General features: G+C 64.8%; 18 protein-coding genes and 1 other RNA gene. 6 read left to right on the forward strand and 13 right to left on the reverse strand.

What is annotated here, in order from left to right:
• Positions 1-114 precede the first annotated feature (114 nt).
• From ACVWYP_RS34500 to ACVWYP_RS34555, 12 genes are all read right to left on the reverse strand, one after another.
• On the reverse strand, positions 115-1,611 hold the full coding sequence (locus tag ACVWYP_RS34500; RefSeq protein ID WP_304496389.1) for a Do family serine endopeptidase: 1,497 nt from the start codon (positions 1,609-1,611) through the stop codon (positions 115-117).
• 265 nt (positions 1,612-1,876) lie between these two features.
• Complete coding sequence (locus ACVWYP_RS34505) at positions 1,877-2,077, reverse strand: DUF2065 domain-containing protein (protein ID WP_028332483.1); 201 nt, start codon at positions 2,075-2,077, stop codon at positions 1,877-1,879.
• A 93-nt stretch (positions 2,078-2,170) separates the two neighbouring features.
• A complete protein-coding gene (hflC, locus tag ACVWYP_RS34510; protein WP_028342343.1) occupies positions 2,171-3,070 on the reverse strand; it encodes a protease modulator HflC in 900 nt (299 codons plus the stop codon).
• A complete protein-coding gene (gene hflK, locus ACVWYP_RS34515; RefSeq protein WP_028342342.1) occupies positions 3,067-4,206 on the reverse strand; it encodes an FtsH protease activity modulator HflK in 1,140 nt (379 codons plus the stop codon). Before hflK ends, hflC begins: the two co-directional genes overlap by 4 nt.
• 144 nt (positions 4,207-4,350) lie before the next feature.
• Positions 4,351-4,863: a dihydrofolate reductase gene (locus ACVWYP_RS34520; protein ID WP_304496390.1), complete on the reverse strand. Its 513-nt coding sequence runs from the start codon at positions 4,861-4,863 to the stop codon at positions 4,351-4,353.
• Positions 4,863-5,348: a GNAT family N-acetyltransferase gene (locus ACVWYP_RS34525; protein WP_304496391.1), complete on the reverse strand. Its 486-nt coding sequence runs from the start codon at positions 5,346-5,348 to the stop codon at positions 4,863-4,865. The genes ACVWYP_RS34520 and ACVWYP_RS34525 overlap by 1 nt, the downstream gene beginning before the upstream one ends.
• A 20-nt stretch (positions 5,349-5,368) precedes the next feature.
• Positions 5,369-6,163 (reverse strand): thymidylate synthase, encoded by a 795-nt coding sequence (locus ACVWYP_RS34530; protein WP_028332488.1) that lies wholly within the window; start codon positions 6,161-6,163, stop codon positions 5,369-5,371.
• 174 nt (positions 6,164-6,337) lie between these two features.
• On the reverse strand, positions 6,338-7,318 hold the full coding sequence (locus tag ACVWYP_RS34535) for a tripartite tricarboxylate transporter substrate binding protein BugD (RefSeq protein WP_304496392.1): 981 nt from the start codon (positions 7,316-7,318) through the stop codon (positions 6,338-6,340).
• Between the two features lie 184 nt (positions 7,319-7,502).
• Positions 7,503-9,017, reverse strand: coding sequence for a tripartite tricarboxylate transporter permease (locus ACVWYP_RS34540; RefSeq protein WP_028342337.1), 1,515 nt, complete (start codon positions 9,015-9,017; stop codon positions 7,503-7,505).
• A gap of 7 nt (positions 9,018-9,024) precedes the next feature.
• Positions 9,025-9,525 carry a tripartite tricarboxylate transporter TctB family protein gene (locus ACVWYP_RS34545; RefSeq protein WP_028332491.1) on the reverse strand — a complete coding sequence of 167 codons (501 nt, stop codon included), beginning with the start codon at positions 9,523-9,525 and terminating at the stop codon, positions 9,025-9,027.
• Positions 9,526-9,617: 92 nt separating this feature from the next.
• Positions 9,618-10,151 carry a chromate transporter gene (locus tag ACVWYP_RS34550; RefSeq protein WP_304496393.1) on the reverse strand — a complete coding sequence of 178 codons (534 nt, stop codon included), beginning with the start codon at positions 10,149-10,151 and terminating at the stop codon, positions 9,618-9,620.
• On the reverse strand, positions 10,148-10,759 hold the full coding sequence (locus ACVWYP_RS34555; RefSeq protein WP_038383352.1) for a chromate transporter: 612 nt from the start codon (positions 10,757-10,759) through the stop codon (positions 10,148-10,150). The genes ACVWYP_RS34550 and ACVWYP_RS34555 overlap by 4 nt, the downstream gene beginning before the upstream one ends.
• Before the next feature lie 99 nt (positions 10,760-10,858).
• Here ACVWYP_RS34555 and ssrA point away from each other — a divergent pair.
• The 6 genes from ssrA to ACVWYP_RS34585 all read left to right on the forward strand — a co-directional run bounded on the left by ssrA (position 10,859) and on the right by ACVWYP_RS34585 (position 14,615).
• Positions 10,859-11,214: a transfer-messenger RNA gene (gene ssrA / locus ACVWYP_RS34560) on the forward strand.
• Positions 11,215-11,362: 148 nt separating this feature from the next.
• Positions 11,363-11,884: an SspB family protein gene (locus ACVWYP_RS34565; protein WP_057015035.1), complete on the forward strand. Its 522-nt coding sequence runs from the start codon at positions 11,363-11,365 to the stop codon at positions 11,882-11,884.
• A gap of 167 nt (positions 11,885-12,051) precedes the next feature.
• The gene (gene fumC / locus ACVWYP_RS34570) at positions 12,052-13,470 is read left to right on the forward strand and encodes a class II fumarate hydratase (protein ID WP_304496394.1); all 1,419 of its coding nucleotides are present in this window, start codon (positions 12,052-12,054) and stop codon (positions 13,468-13,470) included.
• 274 nt (positions 13,471-13,744) lie between these two features.
• Positions 13,745-13,933 (forward strand): DUF4169 family protein, encoded by a 189-nt coding sequence (locus ACVWYP_RS34575; protein WP_016841076.1) that lies wholly within the window; start codon positions 13,745-13,747, stop codon positions 13,931-13,933.
• Positions 13,930-14,205 carry a ribbon-helix-helix domain-containing protein gene (locus tag ACVWYP_RS34580; RefSeq protein ID WP_024580116.1) on the forward strand — a complete coding sequence of 92 codons (276 nt, stop codon included), beginning with the start codon at positions 13,930-13,932 and terminating at the stop codon, positions 14,203-14,205. Before ACVWYP_RS34575 ends, ACVWYP_RS34580 begins: the two co-directional genes overlap by 4 nt.
• Before the next feature lie 56 nt (positions 14,206-14,261).
• Positions 14,262-14,615 carry a VOC family protein gene (locus ACVWYP_RS34585; protein ID WP_304496395.1) on the forward strand — a complete coding sequence of 118 codons (354 nt, stop codon included), beginning with the start codon at positions 14,262-14,264 and terminating at the stop codon, positions 14,613-14,615.
• Positions 14,616-14,679: 64 nt separating this feature from the next.
• Here ACVWYP_RS34585 and ACVWYP_RS34590 read toward each other — a convergent pair whose 3' ends face one another.
• Positions 14,680-18,399: an AsmA family protein gene (locus ACVWYP_RS34590; RefSeq protein WP_304496396.1), complete on the reverse strand. Its 3,720-nt coding sequence runs from the start codon at positions 18,397-18,399 to the stop codon at positions 14,680-14,682.
• Positions 18,400-18,571: the final 172 nt, after the last annotated feature.

The raw sequence follows: 18,571 nt of genomic DNA on the forward strand, positions 1-18,571 counted from the left end.
CACGGAGCCGGGACCCATAACCACCGATGCCGGTTACCTAGAAAAGCCCTTGCCCACTTCCTCAACAAGAGAGGCCGCGGCGTATGGGTCCCGGCTTTCGCCGGGACGACACTCCTACTGCACGCCGAGCGCGACGAAGCGCAGTTCGCCGTCGCCGTTCGAGACCAGCAGCAGCACCGACTTCTTGCCGTCCTTCTTGAGCTGATCGACGCGCTTCTTGATGTCGGCGGCACTCGACACCGCCTCCTGCGCCACCTCGACGATGACATCGCCCGCCGACAGCCGCTTCTCGGCGGCATCGGAGTTGCCGTCGACGCTGGTGACGACGACGCCCTTTACGCTGTCCTTGATCTTGTACTTGGTGCGCAGGTCCTTGCTCAGCGCGGCGAGGTCGAGACCGAGCGCCTTCTGGGTCACCGGCTTCTCGGCGGTGTCGTCCTTCGACTTGGCGTTGACCTGCTGAACCTTCTCGTTGTCCTCGAGCCGGCCGAGCGTGACCTTGCGGGTCTCCTCATTGCCCTTGTGGATGACGACGACGTCGACTTCCTTGCCGACCGCGGTGTCGGCAACGATGCGCGACAGATCCTTGGGATCCTTGACGTCCTTGCCGTCGAACTTGACGACGACGTCGCCGGGCTCGATGCCCGCCGGCTTGGCCGGCCCCTTGTCGTCGACACCGGCAACCAGCGCGCCGCGCGCCGGCTTGATGTTGAGGCTGTCGGCGATCTCGTCGGTGACCTGCTGGATGCGCACGCCGAGCCAGCCCCGGCGCAGCTCGCCGAATTTCTGCAGCTGGTCGACGACGCCGGCCACGGTCTTCGACGGCACCGCGAAGCCGAGGCCGATCGAACCGCCGGTCGGCGAGATGATCAGCGTGTTAACGCCAATCACCTCACCATCGAGGTTGAACAGCGGACCGCCGGAATTGCCGCGGTTGATGGCGGCGTCGGTCTGGATGTAGCTGTCATACGGGCCCTGGCTGATGTCGCGGTTCTTGGCCGAGACGATGCCCGCGGTCACCGTGCCGCCGAGGCTGAACGGGTTGCCGATCGCGACCACCCAGTCGCCGAGCCGGATCTTGTCGCTGTCGCCGAACTTGACCGCGGTGAGCGGCTTCGACGGCTTGAATTTCAGGACCGCGAGGTCGGTCTTCTTGTCGACGCCGACCAGCTCGGCCTTGATCTTGGTGCCGTCGTTGAGGATGACGTTGATCTCGTCGGCGTCGGCGATGACGTGGTTGTTGGTGACGACGATGCCCGCGGTGTCGACGATGAAGCCCGAGCCGAGCGAGTTGGTCTTGCGTGGCTGGAACTCACCGCTCTTGTCGCCGCCCTTGCCAGGCGGCCCGCGGCGGTTCTTGAAGAAGTCGTCGAAGAATTCCTCGAACGGCGAGCCCGGCGGCAGCTGCGGCATCGTCCTGTCCTTGGCCTCGACGGTCTGCGACGTCGAGATGTTGACGACGGCGTCGATCACCTTCTCGGCGATGTCGGCGATGCCTTCAGGACCGCGTGCGAACGCCGGCACGGAGCTCAGCATGCTCGCAGCACCGATCGAGATCGCAGCTCCCATCATGCGGAAGCGGCGGCTCAGGGCTGGTCTGGCAGCGGTCATGTCGGAGTTTCTCCAGGCAAACGGGTTCAAATGAGCTGGTTACAGAGTGCGCCCGAACGGGCATACGGCGCAAGCATCTCAGCCCGGCATTTCGGCGAAAAACCGGCTGCAAGAGGCTCACGATTATGTTCAGTCTTGCTCGTCATTCCGGGGCAGCCCAACAGGGCTGAACCCCAGAGGCGCAATTGCGCCTTGGGGAATCTCGAGGTTCCCCGATGCGCAATCGCGCATTGGCGGTCATGCTTCGCATGCTCCGGAACGGCGACTATCTTCGCACCACCCAGATCAGGACAAGCCCGGCAACCGCCGAGCCGATACCGACGATGCGCAGGATGTTGTCGGGCGTCGCCAGCGCGCTCTTCATCGCCCGGCGCATCCAGGCGGGGCTTGCCGCGAACAGGATGCCTTCGAGGACGAACAGGATTCCCAACCCGATGAGGAAGTCGCCGAACGCTATGGACTTCATCGGATGGCAGCCTCCCGCTCGATACTTGTTGTTTTGGTCGGCGGCGAAGCGTCATCCGCATCGCCGCCAAGTCCCGATGTTCAAGTCGTGACGTTACTGTTTCGGCGCGGCGGCCGCCTCAGGCAACCTGCCGTTTGCACCGCCGAAGTATCTGAAGAATTCCGAGTCCGGCCGCAACAGGAAACGCGTGTCGCTGGATCGCAGGCCGTTCTCATAGGCCGTCATCGAGCGATAGAACGCGAAGAAGTCCTTGTCCTTGCCATAGGCTTCGGCGAACAGGCGGTTGCGCTCGGCATCGCCCGCACCGCGGGTCTGGTCCGCGGCCGAGTTCGCCTCGGCGACGATCACGGTCGCTTCGCGGTCGGCCCTGGAGCGGATCTCCTGCGCCTTCTGGTCGCCCTGGGCACGGAACTCGGCCGCCTCGCGCTCGCGTTCGGTCTTCATCCGGTTGTAGACGGCCTGGCTGTTCTGCTCCGGCAGGTCGGCGCGGCGGATTCGGACGTCGACGACCTCGATGCCGTATCCGTCCGCTTCCCTGTCGAGCTGCTCGCGAATCCGCTGCATCAGCTTCTCGCGATCGTCACGCACCACGGTGATGAAGTTGACCTCGCCGAGCACGCGGCGCAGCGCCGCGTTCAGCAGCGTGGTCAGCTGCAGATTGGCGGCCTGGATCGAGCCGACGCTGGTGTAGTAGCGCAACGCGTTCTTGATGCGATAGCGCGCGAAGGCGTCGACCACGAGCCGCTTCTGGTCGGAGGCGATCACCTCCTGCGACGGGTTCTCCAGATCGAGGATGCGCTTGTCGACGTTGATCACCGAATTCCACGGCGCCTTGAAGTGCAGACCGGGCTCGGTGACGATGTCGACCGGCTCGCCGAACCGCAAGACAATGGTCTGCTCGGTCTGCTGCACGGTGAACACCGAGCTGTAGCCGACGGCGAGCACAATGAAGAGGATGATCAGGGACACAATGCCGGTGACGGGGGACCTCATCGGGTGGCTCCCTGCTGCTGGCCGGTCGTGGCCGGTGCCGCCGGACGCCGCGGCGTCAGTTCGCCGAGCGGAAGGTAGGGCACGATGTTCTGGCCCGGGCCGCCGTCATAAACCAGCTTCTCGGAGCCGCCGAGCACTTTTTCCATGGTCTCCAGATAGATGCGCTCGCGCGTCACGTCGGGTGCCTTCTTGTACTCTTCATAGACTTTCAGGAAGCGTGCGCTCTGGCCCTTGGCATCGGCGACCGCCTGCTCCTTGTAGCCTTCGGCGGCCTGCAGGATCTGCGCGGAACGACCGCGCGCTTCCGGCACGATCCGGTTGGCGTAGGTCTGTGCCTCGTTCTGCTTGCGCTCGAGGTCGGCGCGTGCCGCCTGCACGTCGCGGAATGCGTCGATCACCTGCGCCGGCGGATCGACCTTCTGCATCTGCACCTGCGTGATCTGGATGCCCGCGTTGTAGGTATCGAGCGTCCTCTGCATCAGCTCCTGGACGCTCTGCTCGGTAACGTTGCGCGCCCCGGTCAGGATCGGCTGGATCTGCGAGCGGCCGATCACCTCACGCATCGCGCTTTCGGCGACCGCCTTCACGGTGCCTTCCGGATTCTGGATGTTGAACAGATAGGCGCCGGCCCCACCCGGCTTGATGCGCCACAGCACCGTGAAGTCGACGTCGACGATGTTCTCGTCGCCGGTCAGCATCAGGCTCTCTTCCGGCACGTCGCGCATGGTGCGGCCGCGGCGAGCAGGATCGTCGATCAGGGTCATGCCGATCGAGATCGTGTTGACGCGCAGCGCCTTGGGCAGCAGCACTGTCTCAATCGGATATGGCAGGTGATAGCGCAGGCCCGGCTGCGCATCGCGGACATATTTGCCGAAGCGCAGCACGACGCCGAGCTCTTCGGACTGCACGCGGAAGATGCCGGTCGCGAACCAGATCGCCAGCGCGGCGACCAGCACCAGCGCGACGCCCATGCCGCTGAAATGCCCGCCGGGCAGCCACTGCTGCAGGCGGTCCTGGCCGCGCCGCAGCAGATCCTCAAGATCCGGCGGCCTTGGCCCGGCTGACTGCGGACCGGTGCCCCATGGCCCTTTCGGGCCCGAGCCCCAGGGCCCCCCGCCTTGATTTTTCCACGGCATCAAACATCTCCTCGGCAAGTCCGGACGGGACGCCCGGCCTCGAATGTCCGGCCCGGTTATAGGGGACCGCTAGGGCCCTTACAACGCAAGCTTCCTGGCCGGACGAGCTATGCGCCGGGGCATAATTGTCAATGCAAACATTGGTTAACCCCGGCCGCGCCGACGATATGTCACATAGGAGAAGTCGGCACTGTCGTCCGGACCTGCCGGATTTCGCACACGCGCCACCTCGTCCCATTGCTGCGCATCGATTTTGTCGAACCGCGTGTCGCCGTCCGGCCGGGCATGGACCTCGGTGATCTCAAGGCGATCGGCGGTGCCGATCCACTGCGCGTAGATTTCCGCGCCACCGATGATTGCAATCTCAGTGGCGAAACGCCGCAGCGCGTCACCAAGCGCAATAGCGCGGGCGTTTTCAAACGACGTCGTGACGATGGCGCCGCCCGCGCGGTAGTTGGCATCGCGCGTCACCACGATGTTGGTGCGGCCCGGCAGCGGCCTGCGCAGGGACTCAAAGGTCTTGCGCCCCATCACGACGGGCTTGTTCAGCGTAATCGCCTTGAAACGCTGCTGGTCGGATTTCAGCCGCCACGGAATAGCGTTGTCGCTCCCGATCACGCCGTTCTCGGCGACCGCTACGACGAGCACGATCTCCATCAGCGCGTCCCTTCCGCGAGCGTCGACAGCGCCTCGCCGGAGACGCGGCAAATCGTCCATTCGTCCATCAACTCGGCGCCGAGCGACTTGTAGAACGCGATCGACGGCGCGTTCCAGTCGAGCACCGCCCATTGCAGGCGCGACCAGCCATTGGCGAGGCATTGCTTCGCCAGATGCACGAGTAGCGCCTTGCCGATGCCCTCGCCGCGCAGCGCCGGACGCACGAAGAGGTCTTCGAGATAGATGCCGTGACGGCCGGCGAAGGTCGAGAAGTTGACGAACCAGACCGCGAAGCCGGCAGGCTCGCCGTTCCATTCCGCAATGTCGCAATAAAGCCGCGGATCGGCGCCGAACAGCGCGTCGGCGATATCGGCCTCGCTGGCGTGAACCTCATGCAGAAGCTTTTCGTATTCGGCAAGTTCGCGGACCAGCGAGAACACCAGTCCGGCCTCATCGGGCCGCGCGCGGCGGATCGTCAGCGACATTCAATCCCTCGGACCGCAACTCATACCGCCACCTCGGCCTTGATGTGCGGATGCGGGTCGTAACCTTCGAGTTTGAAGTCCTCGTAGCGGAACGCGAAGATATCCTTCACGTCCGGATTGATCGCCATCGTCGGCAACGGCCGCGTCGGTCGCGTCAGTTGCAGGCGCGCCTGCTCGAGATGGTTCGAGTAGAGGTGCGCGTCGCCGAGCGAGTGCACGAAATCACCGGGCTTGAGCCCGGTCACCTGCGCGACCATCATGGTGAGCAGCGCATAGGAGGCAATGTTGAAGGGCACGCCGAGGAAGACGTCGCCCGAGCGCTGATAGAGCTGACAGGACAATTTGCCGTTGGCGACATAGAACTGGAACAGGCAATGGCACGGCGGCAGCGCCATCTTGTCGACCTCGGCCGGATTCCAGGCGCTGACGATCAGCCGCCGCGAGTCCGGATTGCGCTTGATCATCTCGACCACGCCGGCGATCTGATCGATGCTGCGGCCATCCGGCGCGGGCCACGACCGCCATTGCGAGCCGTACACCGGACCGAGGTCGCCGTTGGCGTCGGCCCATTCGTCCCAGATCGTGACGCCGTTGTCGTTGAGATATTTGATGTTGGTGTCGCCGGCGAGGAACCACAGCAGCTCGTGCACGATCGCCTTCAGCGGCAGCCGCTTGGTGGTCAGCATCGGGAAGCCGGCCGCGAGGTTGAAACGCATCTGATGACCGAAGATCGACAGCGTCCCGGTGCCGGTGCGGTCGTGCTTCTCGGCACCGTCGGCGAGGATGCGTTCGAGCAGGTCGTGATACTGGTTCATGGCGTCTGTTTCGGGCTTTCGAGAGAACGGCCAATGTAGCGGCCAAGGCCGCTGGTCGGCACGCTGATTCGGCTGAACGCACCGATTATACCCTGAAAAGTGAGCACTCCGCGCCAAACGACAAGGGGCGGAACTCGCGTCCCGCCCCTGTCCTATCCACTTGATCGTGCTGAATTAAGTTGCCGGCTTGAGCACCGGCGTCCACTTCGCGATCTCGTTCTTGACGAGGGTGGCGAGCGCCTCCGGCGTGCGGTTGGCGGGCGCCGGGATCACGCTGCCGAGCTCAAGCAGGCGCTTGCGGACGTTCTCATCGTCGAGCGCCTTGATGGCCGCGGCATTCAACGTGGCGATGATGGCGGGCGAAGTTCCCTTCGGCGCGAAAATCGCGTTCCAGGCCTGGGCCTGGAACGCCGGCAAGCCGGCTTCCGTCGTGGTCGGCACATTGGGCAGCGACGGGTTGCGCTCGGGGGTGGCGACCGCATAGGCCTTGATGGTGCCGGCGTTGATCTGCGGCACCGCGTTGACGATCTGGTCGCACATGTAATCGACCTGGCCGGCGACCAGCGCATTCATGGCCGGGCCGGTGCCGTTGAAGGGCACGCCGACCGGCTTTATGCCGAGGATCGAGTTCAGGAGTTCGCAGGAGGCGTGCGAGACCGAGCCGATGCCGGCATGCGCGGCGTTGACCTTCTCGGCATTGGCCTTCACGTAGGTGACGAATTCCTTGAGATCCTTCGGCGGAAAGTCCTTGCGGGCAAGGATCAGGATCGGCGTGCCGGCGAGCAGCGCGACGGGCTCGAAATCCTTTTCCGGGTGATAGGCAAGCTTCGGATAGAGCGGCACGGAGGCGGCGTGCGTGCCCATATGCCCTGTGATCAACGTATAGCCGTCATTGGCGGCGCGTGCGGCGCGCGTCGTGGCGGTGGTGCCGCCGGCGCCAACCACGTTCTCGATCACGATGCTCTGTCCCAGCGTCTGCGCCATGTTCGCGGTGACGATGCGCGAGATAACGTCGGTCGGGCCGCCGGCTGCGAACGGCACGATCATGGTGATGGTGCGGGTCGGATAATTTTGCGCGGACGCCGGCATGGCGAATGCGCCGAGCGCTACAAATGCCGAAAGGCATGCGCCCGCAAGCGAGCGAATGGACATCATCTCAATTCCTCCCGGAACGTTTGACCAATAGAAATGCCGGCCAAATCGGCCGGCATTTTCATTTCACGGGACGACATCGAGTGTCGATTCGACTTCCGCCTGCGGCGCGCCGACGCAGGGCCGGCGGCTCGCTGTTTGAGCATGATCTATCCGGAAAACCGCTTCACACTTTTCCGGATCATGCTCAGCCCTCGGATTCGACGAACACTTCGTCGCGCTTGGCACGCAAGGTCGGCAGCACGGCCAGCACCAGGAGACCGGCCGCGATCGCCAGCAGCACCGCCGACAGCGGCCGCGAGACGAACACGCTCCAGTCGCCGCGCGAGATCAACAGCGCGCGACGCAGGTTCTCCTCCATCAGCGGGCCCAGCACCATGCCGAGCAGCAGCGGTGCCGGCTCGAAATCATGCTTGATCAGCCAATAACCGACGAGGCCGAATACGCCTGCGAGCACGACGTCGACCGGCGCGTTGTTCACCGAGTAGATGCCGATCGCGCAGAACACCACGATCGAGGGGAACATCAGCCGGTACGGCACGCGCAGCAGACGGACCCAGATGCCCACCAGCGGCAGGTTGATGATGATCAGCATCAGATTGCCGATCCACATCGAGGCGATCATGCCCCAGACCAGATCGGGCTGCTTCTGCATCACCTGCGGACCCGGGACGATGCCGTGAATGGTCATCGCGCCGACCATCAGCGCCATCACCGCGTTCGGCGGGATGCCGAGCGTAAGCAGCGGGATGAACGAGGTCTGTGCCGCGGCGTTGTTGGCGCTTTCCGGCGCCGCCACGCCCTCGATCGCGCCGCGGCCGAACCGCTTCGGATCCTTCGCCAGCTTCTTCTCCAGCGTATAGGCCGCGAACGAGGCGATCACGGCGCCGCCACCCGGCAGGATGCCGAGGATCGAGCCGAGCACGGTGCCGCGCAGGATCGCCGGCGTGGAATCCGCGAGGTCCTTCCTGGTCGGCATCAGGCCGGTGATCTTCTGCTGCACCAGGTTGCGGTTCATCTCGGCACCGTGGTCGAGGTTGCGAATGATCTCCGCGAAGCCGAACACGCCCATTGCCACGGTGGCAAAGCCGAGACCGTCGGCGAGCTCGGGGATGTTGAAGGCCATGCGCGAGGCGCCGGTCTCGATGTCGGACCCGACCATCGACAGCAACAGGCCGAACACGATCATCGCGATCGCCTTCAGCACCGAGCCCTTGGCGAGCACCACCGCGAAGATCAGGCCGAGCACCATCAGCGAGAAATACTCAGCCGGGCCGAACGCCAGCGCGAGCTTGGTCAGCGGCGCGCCGAGCACGGCGATCAGCACGGTCGCGACGCAGCCGGCGAAGAACGAGCCGATCGCGGCGATCGCCAGAGCCGGACCTGCGCGACCCTGTTTCGCCATCTGGTGGCCGTCAAGCGCGGTGACCACGGAGGTCGCCTCGCCCGGAATATTGACCAGGATCGAGGTGGTCGAGCCGCCATATTGCGCACCGTAATAGATGCCGGCGAGCATGATCAGCGCACCGACCGGCGGCAGGCCGAAGGTGATCGGCAGCAGCATGGCCACGGTGGCGATGGTGCCGATGCCCGGCAGCACACCGACCAGCGTGCCGACCAGCGCGCCGATCAGGCACATCAGAAGGTTGATCGGCGAGAATGCGACCGCGAAACCGTGGGCGAGATTGGCGAACAGTTCCATCACGCCCTCACTGGATCAGGAAACGCGGGAACATCGGCATCGGAAGTCCCAGCACATAGGGGAACAGCAGCGCGCAGCCGAGGGTCAGACAGGCGCCGACAATGACGGCCTCGACCAGTTTCGTCTCCTGCGAACCCATCGCCGCGATCATGAAGGCGGCAAAGGCGGAGACCACAAGCCCGAGCGGCCGGATCGCCAATGCGAAGAACACGATCGCCGCGGATACGAACAACGGGCCGCGCCAGGAATAGGCCGCGATATGCGGGCCGGCCTGCAGAACTCCCATCAGCGCGACACCACCGCCGAGCAACAGCAGCAGCACGGCGAACATGCGCGGCGCGGTTCCGGCGCCGAACGAAAATCCGTGCATGCCCTGCAAATCGCTCGAGGCCCACAAGGCAAACAGCGCAACCGCCATCATGGCGAGCCCGCCGACAAAGTCCTGCGGACCGCGCACCCATTTCGGCAAGATCGATTTGACCGGCGCCTCGCTCGGCGTATCGCTCATGACTTCGCTTCCCCCGTCAGGGCTGTCCCGCCCGTTTTGATTGAATGGCTGGCTTGCGGTCCGTTGACCGAAAGCCTTGCTAGCGATTTTCGTCAGATAACGCCAGCGAAACCCAAGAGGCCTCCGGCCAGCAACATCCACAAAGGGTTGATCCGCGTCGTAAAAGCAAGCGCGGCCGCGACAATGGTGATCAGGACCGCGATCCAACTTTGGTCTGAGGTCTGCGCCACGATCAGGCCGGACGCTGCCATCAGACCGATCGACAACGGAACCAGTGCCGCCTGGATGATCGCCGGCCAGCGCGCGTCGCGCGAGCGATCGAGGAAACGGCTCACATAATAGGCAAGCAGCGCGGTCGGTCCGCACATCGCCACCGTCGCGGCCAACGCCCCGGCGACGCCTGCGACAGAATAGCCTATCAAGGTCACGATCAGCACGTTCGGCCCCGGCGAGAGCTGCGAGATCGCGAACACGTCGGCGAACTGCTTGTCGGTCAGCCAGTGATGCACGTCGACGGCGGCACGGTGCATTTCGGGAATCGCCGAATTGGCGCCGCCGACCGCAAACAGCGACATCAGCCCGAAGGTCCAGACCAGCGCCGCGATCGGATTGGACTCGGAGCTCATGCCCGCACCATGCGGCGGGCCAGGACCGTCGTCGCAATGCTGAGCGGGATCGCCACCAGCAGCACGATCTGGAGCGGCCACCGGATCAGTCCGATCGCGACGAAAACCGCAGCCAGAATGACAAGGCCCGTGACATCGCGCCGCTTCAGGAGCGGCATCATCATCTTGAAGACGACGGCGAACAGCAGCCCGACCGCGGCGCAGGCGACGCCGGCGAGCGTCCGGCGCAGCACATCGATATCGCCGTAACGGGCATAGAGCGCGGCAAGGATGGTCGCGATCACCATCGGCGGCCCGACCAGCCCGGCGAAGGCCGCGAGCCCGCCGGCTATGCCGCGAAAGCGCGAGCCGAACACGACCGACAGGTTGACGATGTTCGGACCTGGCAGGAAATGGCACAGCGCGAAGGTCTCGTTGAACTCCTCCGCGGTCATCCAGCGGTGCTGCTCGACGATCGCGCGCCGGGCCCAGACCAGAACCCCGCCAAAGCCGGCCAGCGACATCTTGGCAAAGGCCAGGAACAGCTCGAGCAGGCCGGGCTGGTGGGGCGGCGATGGTGTGGAGGCATCCGGCGCCGGGGCGGCAACCGGCGGAGAATCCGGGGGCATGGACAAAACCTAGAACGGCGCCGGGACAGCGCCAAGACCTCGCCAAACCCTGGCCAACCCCAAATCGGTGGGTTTTCACAGCCGAAAGGGTCTGAATCGGCTCTGTTTTTCTAAGACTTTGCCGCTATATTGGGGGTGCCGGTTCGCCGGCTATGGAAATAAATGACCGTCGCAATAAACCATTCGGACCCGGGGGCGGTACCCGGCGCCTCCACCAAAACCCATCCGTCGCGGTGGCTTTCGGCGGGGGCGAAATAGGATCGACGAGGGCGTAAAGGGCGTGTTTTTTCTCGGTATGGTTCCGCCGACATCGGGCCAATGCAATAGTTGCCAACGACAACTTTGCTCCGGTTGCTCAGGCTGCGTAACGCAGTTTGAAAGACCATCTTAAAGTCCTAGCGGGTTAAGCTCCGCTAGGCGGGGTTCGGAGGCACCTGGCAACAGAAGCCTCCACTTTATTCATCATTTCCCGATCGGGCGTCCGCCCGCATTTCAGCTGTCAGCCCTGCTGATTTCCGGCTCTCGGCGGGGTAGCATGGCAAAAGGGCGAGTCGGACGGTCCGGCGCAGCCCTGGCGGGCATTTTCGAAGCGACAGGATCACCATGGCGACCGATCACATCCGATATGACGTGCTGGCGCGCGATGCGCTGCGCGGGGTGCTGCGCCGGGTGTTGTCCGACGCCGCCGAACACGGCCTGCCGGGTGAGCACCATTTCTACATCACCTTCCTGTCGCACGGCGACGGCGTGAAGCTGTCGCCGCGGCTGCTCGCGCAGTATCCGGAGGAGATGACCATCATCCTGCAGCACCAGTTCTGGGATCTGGTGGTGACCGAGGATCGCTTCGAGGTCGGCCTTTCGTTCGGCGGGATTCCCGAGCGGCTGACCGTGCCGTTCGCCGCAGTGACGCGCTTCCTCGATCCGTCCGCACCGTTCGATTTGCGCTTCGACGTCTCGGACGCACTGTCCGAAGAAGCCCCTCCCGCCACGGCGCCGGCCTCTCCCCTGCCCGCTCCTGCGGCCCACGCAGCGGCCGAGACCGAGAGCGCCGAGACCGAGCAGGAGCCCGCCAAGCCCAGCGAAGGCGCCGAGGTCGTGCGGCTGGACCGCTTCCGCAAGAAATAATCTAAGCACAGATCGCGCCTCGACCTTGTAGGATGCTTGCCGGGATCGGGATGACAAATCGTCGTCCCGGCCTACCTTCTGCATGAACGTGCTCTTAGCGCGGACGCTTTCGCGTTGCCGCGCGGGGTCACGTTTTGATGACGCAACGGCAAGCATCCACGGAAAGCATGATGGCTCGATCGACGATCCCCTCCAAGACAAAGACCCGCAGCGAGACCGACAGCTTCGGTCCGATCGACGTTCCCGCGGACCGCTATTGGGGCGCACAGACTGAACGCTCGCGGCAAAACTTCAAGATCGGCCACGACCGGATGCCGATCGCGATCGTCCATGCACTCGGCATCGTGAAGCTTGCGGCTGCGGAGACCAATCGCGAGCTCGGCCAACTCGATGCGCGCCGCGCCGGCGCCATCATCCGCGCAGCGAAGGAAGTGATCGAAGGCAAGCTCGACGACAATTTCCCGCTGGTGGTCTGGCAGACCGGCTCGGGCACGCAGAGCAACATGAACGTCAACGAGGTGATCGCCAACCGCGCCAACCAGATGCTCGGCGGTGAGCTTGGCGCCAAGAAGCCGATTCATCCGAACGATCACGTCAACATGAGTCAGTCGTCGAACGACTCGTTTCCGACCGCGATGCATATCGCCGCGGCGAGCCGCATCGTCGCCGATCTGCTTCCGGCACTCACCGAACTGCATCGCGCGCTGCGCAACAAGGAGAAGGCGTTTGCCAAGATCGTCAAGATCGGGCGCACCCACACCCAGGATGCGACGCCGCTGACGCTCGGCCAGGAATTCTCCGGCTACGCCGCGCAGGTCGAGAGCGGCATCGCGCGGCTGCGTGTCGCGGTGAAGGATCTGTTTCCGCTCGCGCAGGGCGGCACCGCCGTCGGCACCGGCCTCAACTCGAAGCCGAGATTTGCGAAAACCTTCGCGCGCCAGGTCGCCAAGATCACCAAGCTGCCGTTCACCAGCGCGGCCAACAAGTTCGAGGCGCTGGCTTCCAACGACGCCTACGTGCTGGTGCACGGCGCGATCAACTCGGTGGCGACCGGCTTGTTCAAGATCGCCAACGACATCCGCTTGCTCGGCTCGGGCCCGCGCTCGGGCCTCGGCGAGTTGATCCTGCCCGAGAACGAGCCGGGCTCGTCGATCATGCCGGGCAAGGTCAATCCGACCCAGTGCGAGGCCATGACCATGGTCTGCTGCCAGGTGTTCGGCAATCAGACCACGATCACCGTCGCCGGCAGCCAGGGCCATTTCGAGCTGAACGTGTACAAGCCCGTGTTGGCATATTGTATGATAAATTCCATTCAGTTGCTGTCTGACGTTGTCCGCTCATTTACTGAGCATTGCGTTGTCGGAATACGCGCCGACGAAAAGCGCATCAACGAACTGATGCAGCGCTCGCTGATGCTGGTCACCGCGCTCGCGCCGAAGATCGGTTACGACAACGCAGCCAAGGTCGCCAAGTCGGCGCATGCGCGCGGAACGACGCTGAAGGAAGAGGCTTTACGGCTCGGATTTGTTTCCGCGGATGAATTCGATCGCCTCGTGCAGCCGGACAAAATGACACACCCGGGCTAAAGCGAAGCGCGCATTGTCCGGATAATTACGGTCAGCGCGCGTGATATAATTATGGATCATAACGCCTAAAGACTAAGGCGCGTTACCTATGAGCTCTGCGCTGGCGCGTGGTACAGACGTCTAGTTTTCGCAGAGCGAAACGGATTCTTTGATGCTATCAGAGCATCAAACGGGGATTCGGGATGGATATCGAGCCGGGCGCGTAGTGCAGTCGCTCTTGCTTTCGTCACGATGCATCACCAATTCCGCTCTGGGGACGATGAGGACGACGAGCATGGGCGACGTGGTCAACTTGAAACGATTCAAGAAGCGCGGTGAGCGCGAACAAGCAGCGAAGCAGGCCGAAGCCAATCGTGCGCTATTCGGTCGCACCAAATCCGAACGAGCGCGTGACGAATTTCTCGGCGAGCGCAACGCGCGTGTGCTCGATCAGCACCGCATCGAAAACGGAGACGCATCATGAAGTCTCCCGTCGTCAAGCGCTCGATCGTCGTCGCCGGACACAAGACCAGCGTCAGCCTCGAAGAAGCCTTCTGGAATGGCATGAAGGAGATTTCCGGTCTGCGGAACATGACGCTGTCGGAGTTGGTCGGCGAGATCGACAACAACCGTCAGCAGGGCAATCTGTCCTCCGCGATCCGGCTCTTTGTGCTCGACTACTTCCGCTCGCGCGCCACGCCGGCGGTGCCCACGGATGTCAGGCCGCAACAGGTCGACACGCGTCAGCAGGCCTGACGGCCTCTCCGACCGTCGCCATCGGCAGACGGTCGTTCCGACGCGCGGGCTTCAGCATGAAGGTCAATCGGATCGTCGCGAACGTTGCCGCACCAGATACAGCGGCAGCGAAGTCGTTCTACCGGGACCTGCTTGGCCTCGAGCCACTGATGGATTTCGGTTGGGTTGCGACTTACGGCTCATCCGAAACAATGCAAGCTCAAATCAGCTTCGCTTCCGAAGGCGGCTCCGGCACGCCGGTGCCTGATCTTTCCATCGAGGTCGATGATCTCGACGAGGCCCTGCGCCGGATGAAGGCAGCCCGCATCGCGATCGAATACGGACCGGCGGAGGAGCCATGGGGCGTGCGGCGCTTCTTCGTCCGCGATCCCTTCGGCAAGCTGATCAGTATTCTCCAGCACCGATCGTGAGCCAGCGCTTCGTTTGACGCGCTTTCTAGAGGCGAACCGGTGCCCATTTCGCTTGAAAGCGCGTTTAGTTCTGCATCGCCGGCCGCGGCGGCGGATTGGCGACCTGCGGCGTCAACGACAGTGGCGGTCGCAGCGGCCTTGATTTGGCTGCGCCGGGCACCGGTTTGACCTCGATCGGCGGTGGCAGCGGCGCCAGCTGCGGCTGGCTCGCAACCGACGCGGGCGGCGCAATGGCGGGCGCGGTGACGACCGGTGGGACAGTCGGCGGACGCGGCGCAACGATCTTCGGCTTCGCCGGCACGCGGCGCGGATCAGGGCCGGGCCCCGGCAAGTTGGCAGAAGGCAATCCTGTCGAATTTGGGTTGGACGCATCCGGCGCCGGCTCGGCCGGATGCGGAAGGGCCGTCGGGGTCGGCGGCGGCGCCGGTTCGCCACGCTCGATGGCGTCGAGCCGCTTGGTCTCCCGGTCGATCGCGCGCACCGCAAGCCACGACGACAACGCCGCAATGTCGATGCTGCGCGACAAGCCGTCGGGCGTGCCCACGGCAAGCAGCTGGATTTCCGGTCGGCTGTTGGCCGTGCCGACCTGCGTCGATGCCAGGGCGGCGCGGATGTCGGCCTGATCGGCCGGAATGTCGTAGCCGCCGGATACGATCGCATTGGCGCCGTTCGCCGCGAGCGTGGTGGCGCCGACCCGGAGGCGGCCGTCGCGGATGTTGAAGGGGATTTGCGCCGAAGGAATCGACAGCGCGCCACCCGCGAGCGCCGGTTCGACGATCTGCCGCAGCCGCGTGTCGTCGGTCGCCTGCCCGGAATCGCTGGCGCGGATCGCAACCTCGAAGGCGCGCGGATCGAGACCCGGAAGGCTCAGCCCCTCCAGCGTCACGGTGCCGCTGCCGGACAGCGCGCCGGTCAACGCCGAGGCGCTGCGGCCCTGCGTCAACAGTGTCATCTGCATCGAGGTACGTCCCTTGGGCATCGCGAGACTGCGGTAGCGCAAGGCTGAACTGTCGATGCCGGACAGCTGCACATTGGCGCTGAGCGCAAGTCCGTTGGCGCCCTGTCGCGCATCGACGGTGGCAGTCGCCTCGCCGCCGCCGACCTTGCCCTTGATGCCATCGAAGGTCAGCGATTGCCCGTCCGACCTGATGGTGCCGCTGACCGGCTGCAGCTCGGCGCCACCCGGCAGCAGACCGTGCAGCGCTTCGAACGTGACCTTGCCGCGCCAGGCGCTCGTGAGCCCCTGGCCGAGCGGCTCCGTCGCACCGTGACCGGCCGCGCCGATCGCGGCCGCGAAAATCGGCGCCAGCGTGATCTGATCGAGACCGACTTCGCCGTCGACGCTTTTCTGATCGGCGAGCGTCAGCGCCAGATGGCCGCGCAGCCGTGAACCGGCGATGATGCTGTCGAGATCGTCGAAGTTCAGCCTGTCGCCCGCGAGCGTCAGCTTCGACGACAGGCGGATGTTTGCGACCGGATCGGCTGGTTTCAGATTGAGCAGCGGACTGATGTCGGCGCTGCGAACGCGGAGGCTGATGCTCGATTTGCTCGCGCTGGCCCCGTCCTTGGTCCAAGGCTCCGCGGTCCCTTCGGCATCCGCGTCGAGCCCTGCGCCCCAGAGCCTTGCCTTCAGCCGCAACGGCGCGCGCCAGGCACCGCTCAATGTACCTTCGAATTGCGTCGCGCCCGCACCGGCTGCGACCGCATGGTCGAGCCCAAGCAGCGCCAGCAAAGCATTGCCATCGCCGGCCGAGAATTTCGTCTCCGCTGTAACCTCGTTGCTGCGGAGTGCATCGAAATCCAGCGCACGGATCGCGGCCACCTGCGGCGTCGCCGAGATCACTGTATTGCCCTTGAGCTGCGGCGTGTCGAGATCGAGCGTCGCGCGCGCGCTGACGCGATCGGCGGCCTTGCCCTTGCCGAGGTCGAGCGCGAACCTGGCACGAACCGGGCCGGAATCCGCGCGGAGCACGCCAAGCCGCGCGGCCAGCGCCGGCGCGAACGGCTGAACCACAGCGGTCAGCCGGCCAAGCGACGCGGCGGTCGCGTCGACGGCAAGCTTGCCGGTCGAATTGGCGCGGTCGAAATTGCCGCTGCCGTCCAGCGTGACATTGTCGGCCTGGCCGATCTTGACGCGCTCGAGCACGATATTCTTCGGGCCATAGGCGATCTTCGTCAGCAGCGGCCGCAATTCCTGCCCGGAAGAGACGGCGCGCCCGACGTCGAGCGACAGCTGCGCCTCGTCGGGCCATTCGCCTTGCGGACCGGCCAGCGAGCGGATCAATGCAGCGGTCGCGTCGAGATCGAGCCGATCCGCCTTCAACTGCGCCTCGACCTTCGAGCCACTGGTCGCCTCGCGGTGCGTAACCGCGACGCGGCCCTCGAGCGTGCCGCTTTCGATCTCCGCCTTCATCGCGTCGATAGAAAAGCCTGATGGCGATACCATGACGTCGCCGCGCAACCGCAGCGGCCGCTGGCTGCGATAGGTGGCGTCGCTGCGCCCCTGCAGCCAGGTCATCAGCGCGTCGGGATCGGACGATTCGATGTTGAGCGCGGTCTTGAAGCTGTTCGCGGCTCCGGCTTGCGCGCTGGCACCGCTCATCGAGACCCGCGTGGATCCCGGCGCGCGAAACTCCAGCCGGCGCACCGTCCAGGATTTCGCATCCGATTGCAGCTCCGCCGAGATGTCCTGCAATGGACGGCCGCCGAGCATGATCTGCTCGGACGCCAGTTCGACCTGCGCCGGTATCGGGCTTTGCGGAACACCCGACAACACCGCGCGCATGGCCGGCAGCACGCGGACCGGCTCGACATTGCCGTTGTTGCCGTCCTTGCCGCCATCCTTGGCGGCGAACTTGTCGCCGTCGAGCTGCCGCGCCGTAAGCGAGGCGCGCAGCAGCGGCGACGCACCGAAACGCAGATCGCCATTGCCGGCGAGCTTCAGCGCACGATCCTCGGCGCCATAGCTCAATTCGATCTGGTCGAGCCGCGCCGCCGAATAATCCGATTTCACCTTGGCAGCGATCCGCCACGGCGGCGCATCGCCGCCGCGCTGGCCGGGCGCACCCGCCAGCGTCAGTGTGCCCTCGAACCGCGGCGCGCGGGCCTCGAAGGTCAGGATGCCATCGAGATCGGCCGACACCGGCCGCTGCCCGGGATCGATGCTGAAGTGCAGGCGGGTGCCGCTACCATCGGCGCTTTGCCCCGAGGAGACCCGAAACGGGTAGCGGTTGCCGTCGAACATGAAATTGCCGTCGCCGCGGACCGCGCCGGCAAGCGAGCGGACGTCGCCGCTGAAAGCAATGTCGTTCAGCTCGAGCGTGCTGCGGCTCGCGGCATCATGCAGGGCGAGGCGGCCGGTCAGGTTGAGCCGGTCGATCGCCAGTGAAGCGAGGTTGAAGCTCCCGCTCGACGGCGACCAGTCGATCCGCCCTTTCGGGTCGAGCCCGAGATCGAGCGACGCGCCGTTGATGGTGAGCTCGTTCGCGCGCCACTCGCCGCGCATCAGCGAGCTCAGGCTGAACTCGACGTCGAGATTGGCGGCCCGGACCTTGCCAAGGTCGTTGGCGCCGCCGACGGTAACAGTCTTCAACCGCAGCGAGGGTGCCGGCAGCAGACGCGCGTCGAGATTGCCGGCGACCCGGACCGGCACGCCGATGATCTTGGACGCCTCCGCCTCGAACTGCGGCCGGAACTGGTTCCAGTCAACGAAATACGGACCGATCAGCGCCGCGACCAGTGCAAGAATGAAGGCAATTGCCAGGCCGAGCAGCGTCGTCTGCACGGTGTCTCCCTTTGAGCCAGCTCCGCGGCAGCCTCCTCATGCTGAACCCTTTGCCAACCTTTGGCCGGAGCACCCCAAATATAGAGACAAGTACGGCGAAGTCACAGCCGGTATACTGCTGGGACTTCGGACAGATAGTGGATTTCCCGTTCAAGCGTGCGTGTGCCGGCCT

The sequence above is a fragment of the Bradyrhizobium sp. USDA 3262 genome (assembly GCF_054060035.1).

Excerpts from the sequence above, each read along its gene's own strand:
- ACVWYP_RS34550 (WP_304496393.1), bottom strand. The coding sequence starts at position 10,151 with ATGAGCTCCGAGTCCAATCCGATCGCGGCGCTGGTCTGGACCTTCGGG.
- fumC (WP_304496394.1), top strand. The coding sequence starts at position 12,052 with ATGATGGCTCGATCGACGATCCCCTCCAAGACAAAGACCCGCAGCGAG.
- hflK (WP_028342342.1), bottom strand. The coding sequence starts at position 4,206 with ATGCCGTGGAAAAATCAAGGCGGGGGGCCCTGGGGCTCGGGCCCGAAA.
- ACVWYP_RS34505 (WP_028332483.1), bottom strand. The coding sequence starts at position 2,077 with ATGAAGTCCATAGCGTTCGGCGACTTCCTCATCGGGTTGGGAATCCTG.
- hflC (WP_028342343.1), bottom strand. The coding sequence starts at position 3,070 with ATGAGGTCCCCCGTCACCGGCATTGTGTCCCTGATCATCCTCTTCATT.
- ACVWYP_RS34580 (WP_024580116.1), top strand. The coding sequence starts at position 13,930 with ATGAAGTCTCCCGTCGTCAAGCGCTCGATCGTCGTCGCCGGACACAAG.
- ACVWYP_RS34575 (WP_016841076.1), top strand. The coding sequence starts at position 13,745 with ATGGGCGACGTGGTCAACTTGAAACGATTCAAGAAGCGCGGTGAGCGC.
- ACVWYP_RS34555 (WP_038383352.1), bottom strand. The coding sequence starts at position 10,759 with ATGCCCCCGGATTCTCCGCCGGTTGCCGCCCCGGCGCCGGATGCCTCC.
- ACVWYP_RS34535 (WP_304496392.1), bottom strand. The coding sequence starts at position 7,318 with ATGATGTCCATTCGCTCGCTTGCGGGCGCATGCCTTTCGGCATTTGTA.
- ACVWYP_RS34565 (WP_057015035.1), top strand. The coding sequence starts at position 11,363 with ATGGCGACCGATCACATCCGATATGACGTGCTGGCGCGCGATGCGCTG.
- ACVWYP_RS34520 (WP_304496390.1), bottom strand. The coding sequence starts at position 4,863 with ATGGAGATCGTGCTCGTCGTAGCGGTCGCCGAGAACGGCGTGATCGGG.
- ACVWYP_RS34500 (WP_304496389.1), bottom strand. The coding sequence starts at position 1,611 with ATGACCGCTGCCAGACCAGCCCTGAGCCGCCGCTTCCGCATGATGGGA.
- ACVWYP_RS34540 (WP_028342337.1), bottom strand. The coding sequence starts at position 9,017 with ATGGAACTGTTCGCCAATCTCGCCCACGGTTTCGCGGTCGCATTCTCG.
- ACVWYP_RS34545 (WP_028332491.1), bottom strand. The coding sequence starts at position 9,525 with ATGAGCGATACGCCGAGCGAGGCGCCGGTCAAATCGATCTTGCCGAAA.
- ACVWYP_RS34585 (WP_304496395.1), top strand. The coding sequence starts at position 14,262 with ATGAAGGTCAATCGGATCGTCGCGAACGTTGCCGCACCAGATACAGCG.
- ACVWYP_RS34530 (WP_028332488.1), bottom strand. The coding sequence starts at position 6,163 with ATGAACCAGTATCACGACCTGCTCGAACGCATCCTCGCCGACGGTGCC.
- ACVWYP_RS34525 (WP_304496391.1), bottom strand. The coding sequence starts at position 5,348 with ATGTCGCTGACGATCCGCCGCGCGCGGCCCGATGAGGCCGGACTGGTG.